Source organism: Halomonas sp. 3F2F (genome assembly GCF_014897805.1).
Classification (GTDB): Bacteria; Pseudomonadota; Gammaproteobacteria; order Pseudomonadales; family Halomonadaceae; genus Vreelandella.
Genome location: NZ_JABUZE010000032.1, coordinates 1 through 22,187, shown reverse-complemented (window position 1 = coordinate 22,187; position 22,187 = coordinate 1). Strand labels below are relative to the sequence as shown.

Genomic DNA, 22,187 nt, shown 5'->3' with positions numbered 1-22,187 from the left:
AGATAAGAAAATTCGACCTTACAGATTCGGCAGCATGCGCTGAATCAGCGCTTTGTCAGAAGCATGGATCTGCTTCATACCACGCAGCTGACGCTTACGCTTGGTCGACTTCTTGGTCAAGATGTGGCTACGGAAAGACTGCTTGTGCTTGAAGCCATTAGCGGTCTTTTTAAAGCGCTTAGCAGCGCCGCTGTTGCTTTTGATTTTCGGCATGAGAAAACTCCGCTCGATATTTTTTAGAAAACCCAGGGCCGATCAGCGCTTTCACGCTGACCCGTTAGCTTCGCCGTTGGATCACTTCTTCTTCGGGGCAATAATCATGATCATCTGGCGTCCTTCCATTTTCGGGAAAGACTCTACCGCTCCGATCTCTTCCAGGTCTGCCGCGATCCGTTCCATTAGCTTACGACCAATGTCCTGGTGCGCCATTTCACGACCACGGAAGCGCAATGTGACTTTGCCCTTATCACCACCTTCAAGAAAGCGCGTCAGGTTTTTAAGCTTGACCTGATAATCGCCTTCGTCGGTGCCAGGACGGAATTTGACTTCCTTGACCTGAATTTGCTTCTGCTTTTTCTTTTGAGCCGCTTTCTGCTTCTTCGTCTCAAAAACAAATTTGCCATAATCCATAATCTTACAAACGATTGGATCGGCATTCGAAATTTGCACGAGGTCTAAACCGGCAGCTTCTGCACGCTCAAGCGCTTCGGTGGTGGGCACAACACCCAACTGTTCACCTTCAGCATCGATCAAACGTACTTCTTCTTCGGTAATTCTCTCGTTCATTGGTGGGCGCTTGTCTTGTGGACGCCCGCGCTGATTGCTTCGCTTGATTGCTCCGTCTCCTTAGGCAATTGACGATGTCGCCAGGGCTGCTCGCTCTGCACTGCAACGTTCGATGAATTCATCGACTGTCATTGTGCCGAGGTTTTCGCCGCTGCGAGTTCGCACGGCCACTGAGTCAGCTTCGACTTCCTTATCTCCCACCACAAGGAGATAGGGAACTTTCTGTAACGTATGCTCACGGATTTTAAAGCCGATCTTCTCGTTCCTCAAGTCCGCTTTAACTCGTAAGCCATTTTTTTGCAGCCGTTGCTCCAACTCAAGCGCATAATCACGCTGCGCATCAGTAATGGTCATCAACACAGCTTGCTGAGGTGCCAACCATAGCGGCATCGCACCAGCATAGTGCTCGATTAGGATTCCCAAGAACCGTTCAAAAGAACCTAAGATAGCACGATGAAGCATCACTGGGGTCTTTCGTGTCCCATCTTCATCAACGTATTGCGCGCCTAAGCGCCCTGGCAAATTGAAATCTAACTGTAGAGTACCACATTGCCAAACACGATTCAGGCAATCACGCAGAGCGAATTCAATTTTCGGGCCATAAAAAGCCCCCTCTCCTGGCTGAAGCTCCCAATCAAGCCCCGTCGCATTGAGTGCAGCTTCAAGCCCCTGCTCTGCCCGATCCCACATCTCTGCTTCGCCAAGAAAGTCCTCAGGTCGAGTTGACAGCTTGAGTTCAACATCCTCGAAACCAAGCGTTTTATAAACTTGCAGGGTAAGCGCAATGAATGCTTCTGCTTCTGCCTGAATTTGACCTTCGGTACAAAAAATATGCGCATCATCTTGAGTAAAGCCACGAACGCGCATCAGACCATGCAATGAGCCCGATGGCTCATTCCGGTGGCAGCTACCAAATTCTGCTAGACGTAACGGTAAATCGCGGTAGCTTTTCAATCCCTGATTAAATACCTGTACATGACAGGGACAGTTCATAGGCTTAACAGCATACTCACGCTTTTCTGACTCAGTGGTAAACATGAGCTCACTGTAGTGACCCCAGTGGCCCGATTTCTTCCACAACGAAAGATCCACTACTTGCGGCGTTTTAATCTCTTGATAACCATGCGCTCGCTGAATTTTGCGCATGTAATCTTCTAGCGCCTGGTACATCGTCCAGCCATTGGGGTGCCAAAAAACCATGCCTGGCGCTTCTTCTTGCAAATGGAAAAGATCCATCTTGCGTGCCAATTTGCGATGATCTCGCTTTTCGGCCTCTTCTAGGCGCTTCAAATAAGCTTTGAGCTGCTTCTTATCGCCCCATGCTGTACCGTAAATACGTGTCAGCATCGGGTTTGAGGCATCTCCACGCCAATAGGCGCCAGCTAGCTTGGTTAGCTTGAAAGCTTTCAGGTGGCGCGTATTCGGCACGTGCGGCCCGCGACACATGTCCGTGTACTCTTCATGATGATACAAACGTATTGTTGCACCCTCAGGTATATCACGGACAATTTCCTGCTTGAACGTTTCGCCACGCTCAATAAACGTTTTCATCGCCTTGTCGCGATCAACGTACTCACGCACCACGTCGTAATCACGCTCAATAAGTGATTGCATGCGTTTTTCGATGGCTTCCAAGTCGTCAGGCGTGACCGACTTGCCGAAATCAATGTCGTAATAAAAACCATCGTCAATGACTGGCCCAATGGCCATTTTGGCATCAGGGTACAGTTGCTTAACCGCATGTCCAATCAAGTGAGCACAGGAATGGCGGATAATCTCAAGCCCTTCGGGATCACGGGCGGTAATTATCGCCACTTCAGCATCTTGCTCGATCAAGTCAGCAGCATCGACCAATACACCATCAATCTTGCCAGCCACACAGGCCTTGGCCAAACCAGGGCCAATGGATTCTGCGAGCTGCATGATAGAAAGTGGTGCTTCGAACGTTCTTTGGCTGCCATCCGGCAATGTTACTATGGGCATTAAGATATTCCTTGAGCGCAGTGGTGATCCATACCAAGGATCACATTTCGCTATCAATGATCGAGAGTATTAGGTGCTTTTTGAGGGTTGCCCAGCCTACCAGAATTTAGCAGGCCGTAAAATAAAACGGGAGGCATAAGCCTCCCGTTTCGTGCTTAAAGGGCATTAATCACTGGCACAATGGCCTAACCCTTTAATGTAAAGCGATGCGTGGCTTAGTTCCACTCATCCATTTCTACACGACGGTTTTGTGCGCGACCCGCATCGGTATCATTGCTAGCAACCGGGCGCTCTTCGCCGTAGCCAACAGCACGCATACGGTTAGCACCTACGCCACGTTGGGCAAGGTAAGCAGCAACGGATTCCGCACGACGCTGCGACAGATTTTTATTGTACTGATCAGCACCGCGAGAGTCAGTGTGACCTTCAATGCTCACACGCACATCAGGATTATTGACCAGGCGCTCTGCAACACCGTCCAGAACACCTCGTGCTTGGGCAGTTAGCTGTGCAGAATCAAACTCAAAGTTTACGTCCTGCAACACAACGCTGTCAGGGCAACCTAGTGAGTTAACTGCAACACCTGCAGGAGTATTGGGGCACTGATCGCGATAATCCGGCACGCCGTCGTTATCAGAATCGAGTGGGCAGCCATTTGCGTTAACAGCTACACCAGCAGGCGTTCCCGGGCACTGATCACGGTAATCTGGCACGCCGTCACCATCGGAGTCCAGCGGGCAGCCTTCAGCATCCACTGCAACGCCTGCGGGCACTTCACCATAGCTTGGGCACTGCGGTGCTACTGGCTCAGGCGTACGGTCTGCACATAGCAGGCCACCGATCGCTGCACCAGCAGTTGCGCCAATAGCGGTATTTTCATCTTCGTCAGAATTGCCGCTCGTTGCGTAAGCAATACTGCCGCCGATAACACTGCCTGCCAATCCGCAAACGAAGGGATGTTGATACCAATCGCGATCGCTACTTGCGCTGGTTTGGCCAGATGATTGTGATGCTGAGCTGGCACAGCCTGATAAACCCACTACCAGTGCAGAACCGATTAGCAAGCCAGTCGTTGATTTTTTCATGCAAGACTCCTTCTTGATCCAATGCTGACATGGTCAAAAGACCAAATCTATCCCAATGCTTCTAATTCGCGAGAGCATCCATTTTTCGCTGCTCAGTACCATGGCAATATTGTGCTTTCACCATATGTCTGAACGTTTGCCTATGATTAACGTTTAATCACCAGAAGGCAACAATGCCGAGATATCAACTTCTTGCCAATACCGACATTTTCAGCATAGCAAAATTGACGCCATAAGCGTCAAAAAACATAGGTTATCGTACTTATAGCCCCCTATGCTCGTTAAACAGGGTTAATGAAGACCCATAGATCCTTTGGACCTCCACTCAATTACCTTTTTTGCTGCCTCAAGTACGGCTGGACGCATATCGTCCTCAACAGCAATACGCTCTTTATCTTCTTGCATTCGCTCTCGTGGCGTCAATTGCTTACGTGCGGAGTGAGTTTTTAAATGCCGAGTACGATTGTACACCTCTGCAAACGCTTGAAAGTCTGGACGCTCTGTTAGGCTAGAATCAATAATCTCAAGCAACACTTTGCATCGCCAAGCCCCTTCTGTAATGTCGACTTGCTCTTGCACCAGCGCGCTAACGACAAAATCAAGATTTTCCAGGCTGTTTTGATGGGCACGACGCTCTTCGTCCAGCCGAAACGCTTCTCGACGCTTAACCTCTTGGCGAAGTTTATAGGCATAAAAACCAAGGGCTGCAACGACAATAATTGCAACGATGAATAACAACAACGCTCCTGTGGAACTCATAACGCTCCTTTCACAACGGAGAGGTAGAAAGCTTGACGATAATTGTACACCCTATTTCCCCAACGATACCACTTTCACAATTTTTTCATCTTTGTTACAGCACAACAACAAATAGCCTCTATTGTTTTTGACTCAGCAAAACCTCTAGTTACCACCTTACGTCAAGAGAACCCGAGATGACTTTAGATCATTCACCTCATTAAGATACTGATTATAAGGATATTTCCAACACCAAACAGCCCACCCCATACACAAGGTCAAGGCAACCGCTCCAGCGGTATGTAACAGAGCCAGCCATAGTGGAAGCCACAACAACACATTAGCAATGCCAAGCGCGACTTGGGCAAAATAAGCAATTACCACCAAGGTGAGCGCTCGCCCGACAGACGCAGCCGTACGATATCGCCACCATAGCGCCAACAAGACAATACCGAGTGCAAGCGCTCCAATACGATGCATAACGTGAATTGCAGTACGTGCATCGGCATGTAGCTGGCCATGTAAATAATTAGGGCCGACCGTTTGTGTTAGGTGGAAGCCTTCACTTATATCCATTTCTGGCCACCACTGCGTATTGCAGGTCGGGAATCCTTGGCAGGCAATACCTGCATAATTGCTGGATACCCAGCCACCTAAAGCAAGCTGCACAACTAATATCAACACGCCGATTACCCAGAGCGCATTAGCACTCTTAAATGGAGAGGTATAACGTGTGGAAAAAGAAGCATGGTCGATAGAGGTAGGTACAGGCCTTGTCAAGCTGAGCCGAATTCGCAGATGCACCCAAAAAAACAGCATCAGCACACTTAGCCCACCCAACAAATGCAAAGTAACCACTTGTGGCCAAAGCTTTAGCGTCACTGTAAAAGCGCCAAACGCGCCTTGAAGCAGAATAACAACGAGCAAGGCAATACTTACTTTCCATGGAAACCCTGGACGCTTGCGCAATGAAAAACCTAGCGCCACTACGCTTAGAACGATAAGCCCTAAAAAACTTGCTACATACCGATGAGCCATCTCTACCCATGCTTTAAAAGGCACAAGAGGTACATCAGGATGTTGTAGAGCAGCATGCTCGGCATCAGGGACTAACAGCCGCCCATAACAGCCGGGCCAGTCTGGGCACCCCAAACCAGCGTCAACTAAGCGCGTCCATGCGCCAACTAGAATCACTAACGCTGTAAGCACAGTGCCGACCAAGGTTAAACGTTTCAGCCATTGTAAGCGCCGCTCAGTAGAATATGGCACGTTGCTTCCTTACGACCTGCGAGGTCGAGCATGCAGAGTAACGGTATATTGTTTGCTATAGCGGATTAACCTTAAACAAATGACGTATATCATCGAGAATATCAGCTGCTGGCACTGCATTATTAAATGACAACGCTGGCCTGCCGAAAGGATCCATTAGCCAGACGCTATTTTCTTCTCGCCATGCAGGTTCTGCCAGCCAACGACTAACCTTTTCACCTGGAAGCTCTTGTGCACTCCCGCCTATTCGTAGTCGCTCTAACCGAGGAGCTTCTCGACCCAACGCTCGATGCAGACGCCACAATTCATCCATGCGCTCATCACAGAGAGAAGTACAGTCAAACACGAGTGTCCACGCATCATTTTTTTCGGGTTGAGCGCTCAGAGGCCAATCATCTAGTGCGGGCACGCTGACATGCACTTGACCATGGGCAGTATCTTCACTAGGTATGCCTATTTGCCATGTCAACATCATCCACGCAGTAACAATAGGCGCCGCGAATGCTGCAAATATCAGCAACAACTTAACTCGCGGATAACGAACTGGCTGGCGTTGCTCCATGCTTTTCCCCTCAGCAACCTGTAAGGCTATCTTTTGTAAGACTATCTTTGCGCAGGCGACGTCCCCCCAACACCATGACCACTGTCGCAGCAAGTGCCAACCCCCACCATTGAAAAGCATAGCCAAGATGGCGACTAGGAGGCATCACGCTAGCTTCCCACCAGGGCGTAAACACCCCCTCACCCTGGTCAGCATGTAGCCAGCCGGTGTAAGTGAAGGCCGGCAATGTTGATTCCCACGGGGTTAAACTGATCTGCTGCAGCCTTACCCCTTCCTTGTTTTTGCCATATAGCGGTCCACCGGATCGCGCAACCTGCCACTCGCCTGAAACGGATACGCTGCCCTCTGGAGTATCCGCTTGCGGCGCCGCCCTACTTGGCCCTGTCTCAATAAATCCCCGCTGAATAAGCCACAACTGATCAAAACTGTCTCGGAAAGGGGTTAACACAGCCACGCCCAGACGCCCATCTACAATGCGGTTATCCAGATAAAGCGTGTGATTAGCGAGGTACTCTCCTTGCAAATGCAGCTCAGATCCATCTTCTGGCATAGCAGTAGGCGATTTGACCAAAGGCGCTGCCTGACGAGCGGCTAACAAAACTCGCTTGTCAGCGGCACGCTCCCACTGCCATAGTCCTAGGAAGATACCTAGCGAAACTAATACGCCCCAAAACACACACCAGACGTATAGACGTTGCGACCCAAAAGAGGTTTTCGTCATGTGGTTAAAGCTGCTCATTGGCCTAGTTTTTATTGGAATAGTCGCTAGTTTAGCGGCTGGCGCAGGTTTTTTATTAAAGGATGACAGCAGCTCGCGACGGCTACTAGCATCCCTTAAATGGCGCATTGGGTTAACATGTCTACTCATGGCCTTATTAGTGTTTGGCTTCTGGTCGGGAGATTTAGGCTAATTGATTAGAAAACGTATACAAAAATAAATAACCCAACCCATACAACATCTACAAAGTGCCAATACCAACAAGATGCTTCAAAACCAAAATGATGATCTTGGGCAAAGTGCCCTTTATGTATACGTATCAGCATACTGGTTAAAATTAACGTACCTATAATGACATGAACGCCGTGAAAGCCCGTTAGAATAAAGAAAGTAGCGCCGAAGATTCCTGCCTCAAGCGTAATACCATAATGGTTATACGCTTCATAATATTCGACGCCCTGAATCATAATAAAACAGCAGCCCAGCAATACAGTACCTGCCAGCCAGTTTCTGCACGTCTTACGCTCGCCTAATTTCAAAGCTTCATGTGCAACCGTCAAAGTAATGCTCGACGTTACCAAAATTAGTGTATTGACGAGCGGCAATTGCCATGGACTTAAGACACTATCCGGGCCAGCCACCGACGAATCAGGAGGGTTTAACAACGGCCACTGAGCGACAAAATCAGGCCAAAGTAACGCAGAAACACCTTTTGCTCCTTCACCACCTAACCAGGGTATAGCAAACGTTCTAACGTAAAATAAGGCGCCAAAAAATGCGGCAAAAAACATCACTTCCGAAAAAATAAACCAGCCCATCCCCCATCGAAACGAGCGATCCATTTGGGCATCGTACAATCCGCTCATTGACTCGTGAATAACATCTCTGAACCAAAAGCCCATGACGGTAATTACACAAGCCATACCGATTAGCATGAACGGGGTACCCGTGTCGTACACAAGCTTAATTCCTGTACCCACCATCATAGCCCCGAGCGCCAGCGAGCCTAGAATAGGCCATCGACTCTTTGCAGGAACATAGTAGCCGCCACTCATATCGAATCCCCTATCGTTTTGTTGTCATTCTTCGAGATGTCTTTTACTAAGTGATGAACCGGGTACAAGGTATACACCAGCGTTATCGTATTAATATCCTCAGGAAGGTCACGCGCTAGCTGGAATATCAGAGGAATCGTCAAGCGCTCATCCCCTTGAAGCTGCTGCTCTTGGAAACAGAAACAGCTTATTTTTCTTAAATGCGTCGTAGCACTTGAAGGAGAGACGCTAGGTACAGCTCGCCCCCAACTTTCGACATGACTGTTGTTGGTAAACGTAAAATCAACTTCAGCTGTTTGGCCTGGGTGGACACGCATTTGGCGGTTTTCGACGCTCATTCGCCATGGTAACCCCGCGCCACCTCGGGTAATGAACTGCACGGTGATATAGCGGGACTGATCAACTTCTTCATGAATAATGGCTTTAGCCGTGGTATCCACTTTGCCATTAAGGCCCGTCACACTACAAAACACGTCATAAAGAGGGACCAGTGCGAATGCAAAGGCAAACATCCCAATTAACGCCGCTACTGTACGAATGACTGTCCGTTTAACCCCAACTGATTGCACCGTATCATTGACTGCCATATATCCCCCTAGACCATTCACTGATGGACAGCTAATTAGTCATGATGATGGGTACGGTTAAATACTGGCGGTGTTTCAAAGGTGTGCAACGGTGCCGGACTGGGGACGCTCCACTCTAGGTCTTCTGCGCCTTCCCAAGCTTTTGCAGGTGCTTTTTTACCTCCTCTTACACACATCACCACAACCAATACAAACATCAGCTGTGACGCTCCAAAAAAGAAGGCACCAATGCTGGAGAGCAAATTAAAATCTGCAAATTGTAATGCATAGTCGGGAATACGCCTTGGCATGCCCGCCAAGCCTGCGAAATGCATAGGGAAAAACGTTAGATTAACGCCAACAATAGAGCACCAGAAATGGCATTGAGCAAGTCGCTCGTTAGGATAATAACCTGTCCATTTGGGTAGCCAATAATAGACACCAGCCATAATGGCAAAAATAGCACCGGGTACTAGCACATAATGAAAATGCGCTACGACAAAATAGGTATCGTGGTATTGGAAATCCGCAGGTGCAATGGCCAACATTAGTCCTGAGAAACCGCCGATGGTGAATAGAACCACGAAAGCCAAAGCAAACAGCATGGGCGGTTCAAAACTGATCGAGCCACGAAACAGCGTGGTCACCCAATTAAATACTTTCACGCCTGTGGGCACGGCGATCAGCATGGTCGAGTACATGAAAAATAGCTCCGCTGTTAGCGGAAGACCGACGATAAACATATGGTGTGCCCACACTAAAAATGACAGCAGCGCGATAGCTGCCGTGGCATACACCATAGACGCGTATCCAAACAACGGCTTACGCGCGAAGGTAGGAATAATGGCTGAGACAATACCAAAAGCCGGCAAAATCATGATGTAAACTTCAGGATGGCCAAAGAACCAAAATAAGTGCTGGAAAAGCACTGGATCGCCGCCGCCCGCAGCGTCAAAGAAACTGGTACCGAAGTTAATATCCATCAGCATCATGGTAATAACGCCCGCTAGTACAGGCATTACCGCAATCAATAGAAAAGCCGTAATTAACCATGTCCATACGAACAGCGGCATATCCATCATGCGCATTCCAGGTGCGCGCATATTCAGAATGGTCGCAATAATATTTATAGCCCCAAGAATCGAGCTAATACCTGCAATGTGCAGAGCTAAAATAAAGAATGTTGTGGAGGCAGGTGCGTAAGTCGTCGATAACGGCGCATAAAATGTCCAGCCAAAATTAGGCCCACCGCCCGGCATGAATAGCGTAGAAAGTAGCAATGTAAACGCCACCGGAAGCAGCCAGAAACTAAAGTTATTAAGCCTGGGCAGCGCCATATCCGGCGCACCAATCTGAAGCGGAATCATCCAATTGGCTAGCCCAGTAAACGCTGGCATTACCGCAGCAAACACCATGATTAATCCATGCATGGTGGTCATTTGGTTGAAAAATTCTGGCTCTATAAGCTGCAAACCAGGTTGAAATAGCTCGGCTCTCACTACTAGGGCAAATATGCCTCCAACAAAAAACATGGTGAGAGAAAAGATCAGGTACAGAGAACCAATTTCTTTATGGTTGGTTGTCAGAACCCATCGCAGTATCCCTTTGGGCTGAGCCGCATGGTCGTGATGAGAATGACCGCCAGCCGCTGCAGTAGAGCTATGTTGCAGCGAGTGTTGAGGAGGTAGTTTGGGCGCCATGAGCATCTCCGCCTGATTTATTGTTAGTACCTTGAATTATTGTGCAATACGTTCGGCCACCGTAGCTGGCTGCACCACATCACCTGTCTCATTGCCCCAAGCATTACGGGTATAAGTAACAACAGCGGCTATTTCGACAGGATTTAACGTACTGCGGAATGCCGGCATAGCAGCGCCAGAAACACCGTTAATAACCCGATTCAGGTGCCAATCTAAATCACTAATCAGTTGATTATTGTTGGCTAGTGCAGGAAATGCGGGTGGCGCCCCCTGACCTTCGCTTTGGTGACAGGCAGAACAGATAGTCTGATAAACGGTCTCTCCCCTCGCCATCAAATCCTCCATTTCCCACTCCCGGTCAACCCCCATAGCCTCTTGCTCTGCGGCTTCTTTACGTTCTGCCAACCATGCTTCGAACTCTTCTTCTTCCATCGCATGCACAACCACTGGCATAAACCCGTGGTTAACGCCGCAAAGCTCGGCACACTGGCCACGATAGATGCCCGGTTCATTAATTTTCACCCAGTTCTCATTGATGAACCCAGGAATCGTATCCTGCTTAACGGCTAGTTCAGGCACCCACCAAGAGTGAATAACGTCATCTGACGTCATTAAAAAACGCACTTTACGATTGATCGGCAGTACCAATGGCTCATCTACGTCTAACAAATAGTGCTCATCTCTCGCTTTTTCTCCACGAATTTGTTCAGTTGGTGTACTCATATTTGATGTAAACGCAACATCTTCACCAAGGTACTCGTAGCGCCAGCGCCATTGTTGGCCAGTAATCATCACATCTAGATCAGCTTCTGAAGCGTCGTACATACTCTTCAACGTCGCCGTTGCGGGCACGGCCATTCCAACCAAAATCAGAATAGGAATAGCGGTCCAAAGAATTTCTACGGAGGTGTGCTCATGAAAATTCGCCGCTTTTTCCCCTTTTGAGTGTCTGTATTTAAATAGTGAGTAAAACATCACCCCAAACACAATCACCCCAATGACCACGCATACCCAAAAAATCGCCATATGCAGACCAAAAATATCTTGGCTGATATCGGTGACCCCAACAGGCATATTCCAGCTATTAGCATGAGCTTGAGTGATACTGAAGGCACTGGTAATGGTTAGCAGCCATTGCCACGATAGATGCATAGGAACCTCCGTTATTATTGTTGTTCTCGCCAACCTTTTTATTAGGTCAGGATTAACTGATTAACGTCAGTATAGAAAACATGTGGCATTCGTCACGAACAACTATCGTGAGGTGTATCAACGCTTCATCGCGACGCAATCACTGCAATCCCGACCAAGATCAGAACAAATACGAGCGTGATTACAATTCCCGTCACAATAAAGGCCGCGGGGTTACCGCTAGAAAAATCCTGTTGCCGCTTGAGGTCATTTTGTACGCCTAGCAGTGCTGACAGTACTGATTTAACGACTGACCACATTGCGCCTCTCCTCGTTATCACGTATTGCGTCGCCTGAATGAACAACTCTTCTGCAGAGCTTTAGCTATAGTTGAAGATAGGAGAACCTGTGAAGAATGCCTCACAAATTGAAAAACTCGATAGGAACCTACTATGGACCATACAAACAAAAAGCAGCCCTCATCCATCAACGACACGAACCAAAATATCGCAGCTTGGTGGCAGCATTACTGCCTATTGAGTACCATGCCAATGGTGCGTTGTCAGATTGCGTGGCTTGAGAGCGTGACAGAAGCCATGCAGCTGGAAGCTGAGCTTTTCCAAGCTATCGCTAAAAGTAGCGAAAAACTGACGATATGCCTGACTGATGGCAAAGAAAATTGCAGCGCTAAGGAACTCACTGAGCATTACCAAGAAATGGTCAAAACGCTTACCGATGCTAATCTTGAGCGTTTTGCTAAGGTATCTCAGCTTTCCCATGAGTTTCGACGTAGTCTTTGGGAAGAAATCTAACAAATCTAACAATTTGGGATTAAGCTTGCGACTTACAGTCGTGCCATTCACACTACGCACGCTTTGCTAAGAGCAGCTTTTGACTGGTGATGGAGCCTAATATGCCCAAATGTCGTGGATTTATTTCGTTGTTCTCGTTAATAACCGTGGTCTTAGTATCGTTGACTGGCTGCACAACTTACACTTGGCCGGATGGCTCGCAAGAGACTGTGCTTGGCGTGCCCCCAGAAGAAGAAAACCGGCGTTATGAAGAGCAGCGTGCCGACGGAGTACGCTATCGCGTGCCAGGTAAAATACCTGAAGAGCAAACGCAATGACCTTCTTCGATCTGGCTTCTCTTTAAACGGTGTTATTAACGTTATCTTCGTTTTGTAGATGCCGTTGCTTGAGCGGTAATTGGATCTTCTGGCCAGGGGTGTTTAGGGTAGCGGCCACGCATCTCTTTACGCACCTCTGGGTAGCCATTCAACCAAAAACTGCGTAAATCCTGAGTAACTTGAAGCGGCCTTTTTGCCGGTGAAAGCAGATGAATGACAACCGGCACATGACCGTCCGCAACGGCGGGAGTATCCTGCCAGCCAAACGCTTCCTGTAACTTCAAAGCAAGCACTGGCGGCCTTCCTGTTAGGCAGGGCTCATAATCAATGGCTGCTCGATTACCGCTAGGAGCCGTTATTGTCGATGGTGTTAAACGCTCAAAATGGGTTTGCTCATCCCAACTGAGCGTTGCCATTAAGTAGGTATGGAATGGCATTTTTTCTAGCTGACTGAAGCGTGTTATACCCGTCATGTAAGGTGCCAGCCATACATCCAAACTGTCTAATAGCGCGTTTTCTGACCAGTCAGGCCATACGTTAGAATAAATACTCGCCACTAGCGCCATTCGCCCCTGTAATTGCTTAACCTTGCCATTAAAAAGCGCCGCAGGGCGTTGCTTTAATGCGCACAGCAACGCCTGTTGGACAGCCTCTCCAGATAACTCCGCTAAGGGCCGACTTGCCAACACAAGTTCACCATGGCGCTGAACAGCTTCACCAAGAAGCTTTCCTTGGGCATCTGACCAAGTAACACGCTCCTCCCACTGTTGAGTTGCCGGGTAAAGGTCAATAAGCGCTGCCTGCGTAATCGGTTCTGCCAGGTAAATTGCTGCCTCACTGCTGGCACTCTCTACGCTAACAGCGACGATAAATGCTTCATTCGCTAGGGGGTGGCTAATGGAAAGCGTGGCGGTTTTGCCATTGGCCAGCTTGAACCGACCTGGACTGATGAATTGACCAACGCGATCCGGGTAAGCCATCGCCAGCAGATAGCTAAGCGGCTCAAGCGGTAGCTTATGTGGAATCTGAAGGCTAGCCATGTCCATAAGGCGCTTGGTTTCTCGTTGCCATTGAGGAAATCGCCAGGGTTGGCTGAGCCGCTGAGCCAGCGCATCTCTTAGCGAGCCACTAACACGCTCTCTACCCTCTAGCAGAGCTGCTAAAGCACAGGCGAGCGGTAATGCATCCAATGACACTGCCTTTGACAGCATGACCGCTAAACGAGGTTCAAGCGGCCAACGCGCACTTTGCTTACCTAATGGTGTTAATAAACCCGCTGCATCAAGAACACCAAGCTGACGAAGCAAAGCCTGGCTACTTTGCCATGCACCGTTAGGCGGTGGTGTCATCCAAATTAACTCTTCAGGCGAACGCGCTCCCCATACGGCAACCTCAAGCGCAAGTTTTGATAAATCAGCTTGGGCAATCTCAGGTTCACCGTAAGCAACCAGTGGCTGCTCTTGAGACCATAAGCGATAACATACACCCGGCTGCTGCCGCCCTGCACGACCACGACGTTGATCAGCGCTGGCACGATTGACACGCCGGGTAGTTAGTCGAGTGAGCCCAGTTCGCGGCTGAAACAACGGCACACGCTCCAAGCCAGCGTCAATAACCACATTAACGCCATCAACTGTCACACTGGATTCCGCAATGGCGGTTGATACAATCACCCGCTGGCGAGTTTCGTGTAACTTCAATGCAGCTTGTTGCGCCTCGATAGGCATGCCGCCATGTAAAGCGCGCACCTCAATATCAAAGGTGCTATTTTCCAGCATTTGCACTAGCCGAGTTATCTCTGCCACCCCAGGTAAAATCACCAACACGCCGCGGCTACCGGCATTCGCTAAGGCTTCGGTTACCACTCGGTAAGCGGCAGCGTCTAACGCTTCCTCGCTACTAAAAGGGCGATAATACGTTTCAATTGGGAATTCACGCCCCGTACTTTCAATCACGGATGTATCGCTGCCCAATACGCTTTTTAAAGCAGCAACATCTAACGTCGCAGACATCACCATCAGTCGTAAGTCATCGCGAATGCTTTGCTGAATATCCAGCGATAGCGCCAGCCCAAGATCTGCTTCTATGCTGCGCTCATGAAACTCATCGAAGATGATACCGGCGACGCCTTCGAGCAACGGATCATCTTGCAACATACGCGTCAGGACGCCCTGGGTGACCACCTCCAAGCGTGTGTGCGGCCCCACTTTGCTGTCCCCTCGCATACGATAGCCAACCGTCTTACCGACAGGCTCATCAAGCTGCGCGGCCATAAAGCTTGCCGCCAAACGAGCCGCTACCCGCCGAGGCTCTAACAACACTATCTTCTGGCCCTGCGCCCATTGGCTGTTAAGCAAGGTCAGCGGAACGCGGGTTGTCTTACCCGCCCCTGGCTGGGCGATTAAGATTAAGCGGTTATGTTCAGAGAGAGCCGCCTGAATCTGCTTGAGGTGCTGTTCAATGGGAAGCGTAGACATCGCCAATATGGGCATAGCAGCTAAACTGATGAGTCGTTTGATAAATGCGACGCTGAAATACCGCATCCTTTCAAAATAACATGCTCAAGAAAACGGCAAATAGACTCGAAATCCGTTTCGCTGAGCACTTCAGTCCCTAATATCCCCGTTACCTGCGCACTGTATTCCGTGTAATGCTGGGTAGCCGACCAAATCAAGAATATAAGCCAGCGTGGATCGACATCATCCATTTTCCCTAGCTGAGACCACTGGTGAATAATTTCTGCACGGGAAGCTACCCACTCTTTCAACTCACCAGAGAGGTAATTACTCAAGAAAGGCGCACCCGCCAAAATCTCGGCGGCAAATAGCTTTGAACCTTCGGGGTAACGCTGACCCAGCATCATCTTGGTGCGAATAAAATCGCTTAATACCTTAGCTGGATCACTTTCAGGTGTTATATCTTCAAGTACCGCATTCCACCGGTTCATCATTCGATTAAGCAGTCGTACATAAAGCAGCTGCTTACTGCCCATGTAATAGAGAATATTCGCCTTAGGAAGACCTGCTATATCGGCGATGGCCTGAAGGCTGGCACCACGATAACCATGTTGAGAAAACACCTGCTCCGCAGCGCTCAGTATGGTCTGTTCAATGCGATCTCTGCTGGCATTTTCATGGTTAGCGGTATCCGCTGTCATTGATTAAGCTCCTTTAATAAGCGCTTTTGATAAGCACCAATGGTCAGCCCATGGGACTTATTACATATAATTGGTTTATCGACGCCGGCCGTGTAAGTGCACAGACAGCCGCATTAGCAACAAATTCTTGCAAGGTGCGCTCTTTTGTCTCAAGCTAAACAATATTGACCGATCGGTCAGAACAATCATAACGGAGTTTGGCATGGCTACGATTGAGTTCCTGCTCAACGGCACCCCCAAGCAGTGTCATGTACCCCCTGACACCAGCATTCTAACGCTGTTGCGTGATCATTTGGGCATCACTGGCACAAAAGAGGGCTGCGCATCGGGTGATTGTGGCGCTTGTACAGTCGCAATCAACAATCCAAGCGACACGCAAAGCCGCTTTTTAAGCGTCAACGCGTGTATTACCCCGGCTCATCAACTTCACGGTCAGCACGTTATTACCGTTGAAGGGCTTGCGACTGAAGGCAACTTGCACCCAGCTCAACGCGCAATGATCGAGTGCCATGGCAGCCAGTGCGGATTTTGCACACCAGGAATTGTCATGTCCTTGTTCACCTTGCATGCCAACCAACAGCAGCGCCCCTCACCTCTTACACCAGAAACACTGGAAGCCGCATTAGGTGGAAATTTATGCCGCTGCACGGGATACCGACCGATTCGTGACGCCGCATTGAGTATGCAAGATTTCTCTTGGGAAGCACCGCAGTGGTTCGATGCGTCTCAGCCAGCCAGTCACCCGCTTCATGTGCCGGAGTCAACCGCAAAGAGTGAGCCACTGTTCGTACAGCCAACCACCTTGGCTGAGTTGGCCGACGCAAGATATCGCTATCCTGATGCACGCCTTGTGGCTGGCGCAACAGATCTATGGCTGGAAAGCACTCAGCGCCTTACCGCACTGAACCAGCTTATTGATACCACTCGCGTGGCTGAATTGCGCCAAATTGAAGAGGCGACATTCCAAGCTCAACCAGGTTGGTGGGTAGGCGCCGGGGTTACGTACTCGCAACTTGAGCCCTTATTAAGCAGTCACTTTCCTGCGTTTGCACACCTCCTTCACAGGCTCGGCTCCCAACAAGTTCGTAACCGGGGAACGCTCGGCGGAAACATCGCCAACGCTTCGCCAATAGGAGATACGCCACCTGTACTACTGGCGCTCAATGCGTGGGTAGAACTTACCAGCCATGTCGGTACTCGCCAGCTGTTGCTAAGTGATTTTTTTATCGACTATAAAAAAACAGCGCTGGCTGCTGATGAAGTCATCAGTCGTATTTTTATACCTCAACTGGCTGAATCAGCCACACTAAGGGTCTGGAAGCTTTCTAAACGACGCGAGGATGACATAACGGCGGTATTAGGTGCGTTTTGCTACCGTGTTAATCAGGGTGTGATGGAGGATGTTCGCATTGCCTTTGGCGGTATGGCTGCAACTCCCAAGCGAGCTAGTCAAACAGAAGCTGCGCTAGAGGGCCAGCCCGTTTCCAAAGCTAGCTTTCAAGCAGCCCAGCAAGCCCTTGCTGAAGAGTTTCAGCCAATGAGCGATGTACGGGGTAGCCAATACTACCGAGAACAAGCCGCTCTCAACCTATTAGAACGCCTCTACTTATCGCTTTCGTCACCCAACCAGGAGGTGATGCTCCATGCGTACGCTCACTAAACTTGATGGCGACAGCAGCCGAGCTCGTCGAGAGTTACATGACCACATCCAAGGGTCAGGCCCACTTGCCCGCCATACTGTCGATAGCCACGGTCAGCGCCAAGCAGGCACCGCTAGCTTCCATGAAAGCGCTGAAAAACACGTTACCGGCAAGGCCGCCTACATTGATGACCTCAAAGCACCGGCAGATGCCCTGCATGTAGCTCTGGGGCTATCTCCTGTCGCACACGGCACATTGACCGCGCTTGATCTCGAAGCAGTTAAACAAGCGCCTGGCGTTGTCGATGTCATCACTTTTCACGACGTGCCCGGTCATACGGATATCGGCCCTGTCTTTCCAGGCGACCCCATTTTTGTTGATCAAGAAATTAGCTACGCAGGCCAGTGTATTTTCGCCGTTGCGGCTACCTCGCTTCAGGCTGCTCGCCGAGCGGTAACGCTGGCCCAGTTAAGTATTGATGAACAACCAGCGAGCCTCGACCCTGTTGCTTCTGCCGAACGCAATGATGTGGTTCGCCCTACACATGTTCAAGAGCGAGGCGATTGGCAAGCGGAACTGCGCCAAGCCGAGCAAACGGTTGAGGGCGAGCTTTTCATCGGCGGACAGGAACATTTTTACCTGGAGGGACAAGCGTGCTTGGTTCTGCCTACCGAAGATGAAGGGGTGATTGTCCATACCTCTAACCAGCACCCTAGCGAGACCCAAAAACTTGTCGCTGAAGTACTGGGCATTCCCTTTCATGCTGTCACCGTTGAAGTACGCCGAATGGGCGGCGGTTTTGGAGGCAAAGAAACTCAAGCATCTCCTTGGGCTTGTATGGCAGCCATTATTGCCCGCAGAACCGGAAAAGCCACACGTATACGTCTACCACGAAGTGATGATATGCGCGCGACCGGTAAGCGACACCCCTTTCATAATCGCTACCGACTAGCCATTAATCGGCAAGGCATCATCCAGGGGGGAGACATAACAGTTATTGGTGACTGCGGATACTCGCCTGACCTTTCGGACGCCATTGTTGACCGTGCAATGTTCCATGCCGACAACGCTTACTCATTAGGCAATGCTCGCGTCACCGGTCACCGAGCTAAGACCCATACCGCTTCTAACACGGCTTTTCGGGGTTTCGGCGGCCCTCAGGGCATGATGATTATCGAAGCTGCAATGGATGATATCGCGCGTAAGGTCGGTGAAGACCCTCTCACCATACGCAAACGAAACTTCTATCGCGACGGGCGAGACGTCACCCACTACGGGCAGTCAGTGGATCAAAAGCAGTTACTCCATACGCTGGTTGATACATTGGAAACCAATAGTGATTACTGGGCGCGCCGTGCGGCTATTAAGGCATTTAATAGCAACAGTCCCATCATTAAAAAAGGGCTTGCGCTAACGCCAGTAAAGTTTGGCATCTCATTTACCGCCCAGCACCTTAACCAGGCCGGTGCGCTGCTGCATGTGTATACCGATGGCAGCATCATAATCAATCACGGCGGCACCGAAATGGGCCAAGGACTGCACACCAAGATTTGTCAGGTAGTGGCTCGCGAGCTTGGCTTGGATTTAGATAGCGTGCGGATTAGTGCAACTCGCACGGATAAAGTACCCAATACATCCCCTACGGCGGCTTCAAGCGGCGCCGACCTCAATGGCATGGCCGCGCGAGATGCCGCCAGTAAATTGCGCGAAAGATTGTTCGACTTTGCCGCGATGCATTTTGAAGGCGGCTTAGACCGAGAAGGCATGCGCCTGGAAGATGGCATGCTGATTGCTGGGATTAATGAAAGCGAGCGTCGCATCCCCTGGGGAGAGCTTGTTCAAACGGCCTACCTCAATCGCATCTCGCTGTCAGAAAAAGGCTTTTATGCGACACCATTGATTCATTACAACCGTGCAACGGGCCAAGGCCGCCCTTTTTATTATTACGCGTTTGGAGCAGCCGTTGCCGAAGTGAGTGTTGACACATTGAGCGGCGAATATTTAGTTAACCGTGTTGACGTGCTACATGACGTTGGCAATTCGCTAAACCCTGCCATTGATATTGGCCAAGTAGAAGGTGGCTTTATCCAGGGAATGGGCTGGCTAACCAGTGAAGAACTTAAGTGGAGCGATAAAGGTATGCTGGTTAGCGACGGGCCTGCGACCTACAAAATACCCACGTTTGGTGATCTTCCCGCTATTTTTAACGTTGAACTATTGGAAGGCCACCCAAATTCCATGGCAAGCCTATATCGTTCTAAAGCCGTTGGTGAGCCACCGTTTATGCTTGGTATCTGTGTTTGGTCTGCACTACGTGATGCGCTTTCAAGCTTAACCGATTACCAACAGTCTCCCCATCTCGACACTCCCGCAACCCCTGAGCGAGTGATGTTGGCTGCAAACGCAATTAGAGAAAAAGCGCTATGACACAGCCCTCAGCAGAAACTTGGCACGCTGCACTCGATCGATTGCAGCGTAGCGGTGTTCCCCACGTGTTGGCCACTCAGGTAACCAGCGCGGGCTCAACCCCGCGTGAGCCCGGCGCACGCATGGTGATCACCCAAGAGGCGATCTATGACACGCTAGGTGGAGGCACTTTCGAGTGGCAAACTATCCATGCTGCTCGAGACTTTTTACAGCAAGGCCGCGCAGGCTTTCACTTAGAGGCATTCTCGCTAGGTGGCCGCAGCGGCCAGTGCTGTGGCGGTTATGTCAATGTGCTGCTGGAAGTGTTTCCTGGTGCCGCTACCAATATCGCTTTATTTGGTGCTGGCCATGTCGGACGAGAGATCGTAAAGCTTAGCGAACCGCTCCCCTGGCAAGTACACTGGTTTGATAGCCGAGCAGATGTATTTAACGAACGCGATCAGCAGCAATCCCGACTCAGTTGCCATACGCTGAGCAGTGCGCAAGAGGGAACTTCAGCCCTGCCGCCCTACTGTCATGCACTGGTATTAACCCACAACCATGATGAAGATTACGCCCTTATCACCGCTTTACTACAGCGCAATGACATCGCCTCGATAGGATTAATCGGCTCTGATAGCAAATGGGCAAGCTTCCGAGGACGACTGCAGCGCGAAGGCTACACCGCTGAAGAAATAGAGCGTGTACGCAGTCCCATTGGCTGTATTCATAACACTAAACTTAGCAACAAAACCCCCTATGCGATTGCTTTGACGGTGGTAACCGAACTGCTTTGGCTAACGGACAAGCCAGCCTCACTAGACATGCGCGGCCTTGAGCCGAACGCAATACGTGCACTTGTTGACGATACGAAAACGACTCAGAGTTAATATGAATTCCTCAATCGATACGCTCATCCGCGCTGAAATTGTCAGCTTTGCACGCGACCCAGGTAATGATGACCTACCTCAGCCAGGTAGCCTAGAGCATTATGGCGATGGGCTACTGTGGCTAAAAGGCAGTCATATTCAGGCTGTCGGCCACTATGGTGATCTCGCTGATCAACTGCCAAGTGACGCCCATGTTATTGATTATCGCGGCAAGTTGATTATGCCCGGCTTTATCGATACTCACGTTCACTATGTTCAGCTAGACATCATGGCTTCCTACGGCCGACAACTACTTGATTGGCTAAATGACTATACGTTTCCTGAAGAGTGCCGTTTTGCCAATCATGCGCATGCAGAAGCGCTATCGAACGCTTTTCTAGATGAAATGCTTCGCGCGGGAACGACAACAGCCCAAGTATTTGGCTCAAGCCATCCTGGCTCAGTGGATGCGTTCTTCACCGCCTGCCAAAAACGTCAGCTACGCATGCTGGTCGGTAAAGTATTAATGGATCGCAACGCGCCTGACGCCCTAATGGATGGCGTGTCTGGAATTGCAGACAGTGAGCGACTTATTCAAGACTGGCATGGCAATGGCCGACTAGGTTATAGCGTCACGCCACGCTTTGCGCCCACCTCTACCAAAATGCAAATGGATGCTGCCGGCGCCCTCTTGCGTAACGACTCTAGCCTTTGGCTACAAACTCATTTGGCTGAAAACAGTGGGGAATTAGATTGGGTAGCTGAATTATTTCCTGGTAGCCGCGACTACTTAGCCGTTTACGAAGAAGCGGGGTTAGTCGGCCCTCGCAGTACCTTCGCGCACGGCATTCATCTGAATAACGATATGCGTAAACGCTTGGCGGATCGAGGCGCCAATATTGCCTTTTGTCCAAGCTCCAATCTTTTCCTAGGCAGCGGATTATTTGACCGAGAAGCAGCTAAACAGACCGGCATGGCATTCACCTATGCTAGCGATATCGGCGCAGGCACCGATTTATCAGGGTTTGGAACGCTTAAGGCAGCCTACCAAGTGGGCCAATTAGGGGGACAGCCTCTTACCGCATGGCAAGTTTTTTACGGTTTAACCCATGGCAATGCAAAAGCGCTTTCCCTAGATACCCATATCGGCCAGCTTGCCCCTTCGTACGAGGCTGATTTTGTAGTCATTGATCCTCATGCGACATCACTGTTGAAGCGCCGTATCCAACACAGCAAAACACTCGGCGAGCGTTTATTTGCGCTGATGATGCTCGCTGATGATCGCGCTATCTATGAAACTTGGTCAAATGGGCAGTGCCAGCACCAACGGGATTAATTTTCAAAGTTAACTCGTCATTCCCGCAGGCCCTTAGCGGGAATCCATGTTGGGCTG

22 protein-coding genes are annotated in these 22,187 nt (G+C 49.9%); 7 read left to right on the top strand and 15 right to left on the bottom strand.

Annotated features, from left to right (window positions below):
- Positions 1-18 precede the first annotated feature (18 nt).
- The 8 genes from rpmI to INT21_RS03285 form a co-directional block, all read right to left on the bottom strand.
- Complete coding sequence (gene rpmI, locus INT21_RS03320) at positions 19-213, bottom strand: 50S ribosomal protein L35 (RefSeq protein ID WP_009724291.1); 195 nt, start codon at positions 211-213, stop codon at positions 19-21.
- An 81-nt stretch (positions 214-294) separates the two neighbouring features.
- Entirely contained in the window at positions 295-834 is a 540-nt protein-coding gene (gene infC / locus INT21_RS03315; protein ID WP_083003855.1) for a translation initiation factor IF-3, read from the bottom strand.
- A gap of 12 nt (positions 835-846) precedes the next feature.
- The gene (gene thrS, locus INT21_RS03310; RefSeq protein ID WP_089038321.1) at positions 847-2,769 is read right to left on the bottom strand and encodes a threonine--tRNA ligase; all 1,923 of its coding nucleotides are present in this window, start codon (positions 2,767-2,769) and stop codon (positions 847-849) included.
- A 215-nt stretch (positions 2,770-2,984) separates the two neighbouring features.
- Positions 2,985-3,854: an OmpA family protein gene (locus INT21_RS03305; protein WP_193059781.1), complete on the bottom strand. Its 870-nt coding sequence runs from the start codon at positions 3,852-3,854 to the stop codon at positions 2,985-2,987.
- 291 nt (positions 3,855-4,145) lie between these two features.
- Positions 4,146-4,613, bottom strand: a complete 468-nt coding sequence (locus INT21_RS03300; RefSeq protein ID WP_193059780.1) for a DUF2489 domain-containing protein — start codon at positions 4,611-4,613, stop codon at positions 4,146-4,148.
- Positions 4,614-4,769: 156 nt separating this feature from the next.
- Complete coding sequence (locus INT21_RS03295; protein WP_089038324.1) at positions 4,770-5,861, bottom strand: COX15/CtaA family protein; 1,092 nt, start codon at positions 5,859-5,861, stop codon at positions 4,770-4,772.
- Between the two features lie 55 nt (positions 5,862-5,916).
- Entirely contained in the window at positions 5,917-6,423 is a 507-nt protein-coding gene (locus INT21_RS03290; RefSeq protein WP_193059779.1) for a hypothetical protein, read from the bottom strand.
- A gap of 10 nt (positions 6,424-6,433) precedes the next feature.
- Positions 6,434-7,144, bottom strand: coding sequence for an SURF1 family protein (locus tag INT21_RS03285; RefSeq protein ID WP_089038326.1), 711 nt, complete (start codon positions 7,142-7,144; stop codon positions 6,434-6,436).
- On the opposite strand from INT21_RS03285, the gene INT21_RS03280 reads away from it, so the two are divergent.
- On the top strand, positions 7,143-7,334 hold the full coding sequence (locus INT21_RS03280) for a DUF2909 domain-containing protein (RefSeq protein WP_038483896.1): 192 nt from the start codon (positions 7,143-7,145) through the stop codon (positions 7,332-7,334). The two genes, INT21_RS03285 and INT21_RS03280, sit on opposite strands and share 2 nt — an antisense overlap.
- A 4-nt stretch (positions 7,335-7,338) precedes the next feature.
- On the opposite strand, the gene INT21_RS03275 is transcribed toward INT21_RS03280, so the two are convergent.
- From INT21_RS03275 to INT21_RS03255, 5 genes are all read right to left on the bottom strand, one after another.
- The gene (locus INT21_RS03275) at positions 7,339-8,196 is read right to left on the bottom strand and encodes a cytochrome c oxidase subunit 3 (RefSeq protein ID WP_089038327.1); all 858 of its coding nucleotides are present in this window, start codon (positions 8,194-8,196) and stop codon (positions 7,339-7,341) included.
- A complete protein-coding gene (locus tag INT21_RS03270) occupies positions 8,193-8,783 on the bottom strand; it encodes a cytochrome c oxidase assembly protein (RefSeq protein WP_089038328.1) in 591 nt (196 codons plus the stop codon). The genes INT21_RS03275 and INT21_RS03270 overlap by 4 nt, the downstream gene beginning before the upstream one ends.
- Positions 8,784-8,818: 35 nt before the next feature.
- Entirely contained in the window at positions 8,819-10,462 is a 1,644-nt protein-coding gene (gene ctaD / locus INT21_RS03265; RefSeq protein WP_193059778.1) for a cytochrome c oxidase subunit I, read from the bottom strand.
- Positions 10,463-10,498: 36 nt separating this feature from the next.
- Positions 10,499-11,614 (bottom strand): cytochrome c oxidase subunit II, encoded by a 1,116-nt coding sequence (gene coxB / locus INT21_RS03260; RefSeq protein ID WP_089038330.1) that lies wholly within the window; start codon positions 11,612-11,614, stop codon positions 10,499-10,501.
- Positions 11,615-11,739: 125 nt separating this feature from the next.
- On the bottom strand, positions 11,740-11,913 hold the full coding sequence (locus tag INT21_RS03255; protein ID WP_089038331.1) for a DUF2970 domain-containing protein: 174 nt from the start codon (positions 11,911-11,913) through the stop codon (positions 11,740-11,742).
- Positions 11,914-12,045: 132 nt separating this feature from the next.
- Here INT21_RS03255 and INT21_RS03250 point away from each other — a divergent pair, with 132 nt between their 5' ends.
- Entirely contained in the window at positions 12,046-12,405 is a 360-nt protein-coding gene (locus INT21_RS03250; protein ID WP_193059777.1) for a hypothetical protein, read from the top strand.
- A 101-nt stretch (positions 12,406-12,506) separates the two neighbouring features.
- Positions 12,507-12,722: a hypothetical protein gene (locus INT21_RS03245; RefSeq protein WP_089038333.1), complete on the top strand. Its 216-nt coding sequence runs from the start codon at positions 12,507-12,509 to the stop codon at positions 12,720-12,722.
- 41 nt (positions 12,723-12,763) lie between these two features.
- On the opposite strand, the gene hrpB is transcribed toward INT21_RS03245, so the two are convergent.
- Entirely contained in the window at positions 12,764-15,199 is a 2,436-nt protein-coding gene (gene hrpB, locus INT21_RS03240; protein ID WP_193059776.1) for an ATP-dependent helicase HrpB, read from the bottom strand.
- 20 nt (positions 15,200-15,219) lie between these two features.
- Positions 15,220-15,879: a TetR family transcriptional regulator C-terminal domain-containing protein gene (locus INT21_RS03235; RefSeq protein WP_089038335.1), complete on the bottom strand. Its 660-nt coding sequence runs from the start codon at positions 15,877-15,879 to the stop codon at positions 15,220-15,222.
- 202 nt (positions 15,880-16,081) lie between these two features.
- Here INT21_RS03235 and xdhA point away from each other — a divergent pair, with 202 nt between their 5' ends.
- Genes xdhA through guaD form a run of 4 tightly spaced genes read left to right on the top strand, consistent with a single transcriptional unit; the run spans position 16,082 to position 22,130 of the window.
- Positions 16,082-17,539: a xanthine dehydrogenase small subunit gene (gene xdhA, locus INT21_RS03230; protein ID WP_193059775.1), complete on the top strand. Its 1,458-nt coding sequence runs from the start codon at positions 16,082-16,084 to the stop codon at positions 17,537-17,539.
- Complete coding sequence (gene xdhB / locus INT21_RS03225; RefSeq protein WP_193084845.1) at positions 17,523-19,946, top strand: xanthine dehydrogenase molybdopterin binding subunit; 2,424 nt, start codon at positions 17,523-17,525, stop codon at positions 19,944-19,946. The genes xdhA and xdhB overlap by 17 nt, the downstream gene beginning before the upstream one ends.
- On the top strand, positions 19,943-20,815 hold the full coding sequence (gene xdhC / locus INT21_RS03220) for a xanthine dehydrogenase accessory protein XdhC (RefSeq protein ID WP_193059773.1): 873 nt from the start codon (positions 19,943-19,945) through the stop codon (positions 20,813-20,815). Before xdhB ends, xdhC begins: the two co-directional genes overlap by 4 nt.
- Position 20,816: 1 nt before the next feature.
- Positions 20,817-22,130, top strand: coding sequence for a guanine deaminase (gene guaD / locus INT21_RS03215; RefSeq protein ID WP_193084844.1), 1,314 nt, complete (start codon positions 20,817-20,819; stop codon positions 22,128-22,130).
- Positions 22,131-22,187: the final 57 nt, after the last annotated feature.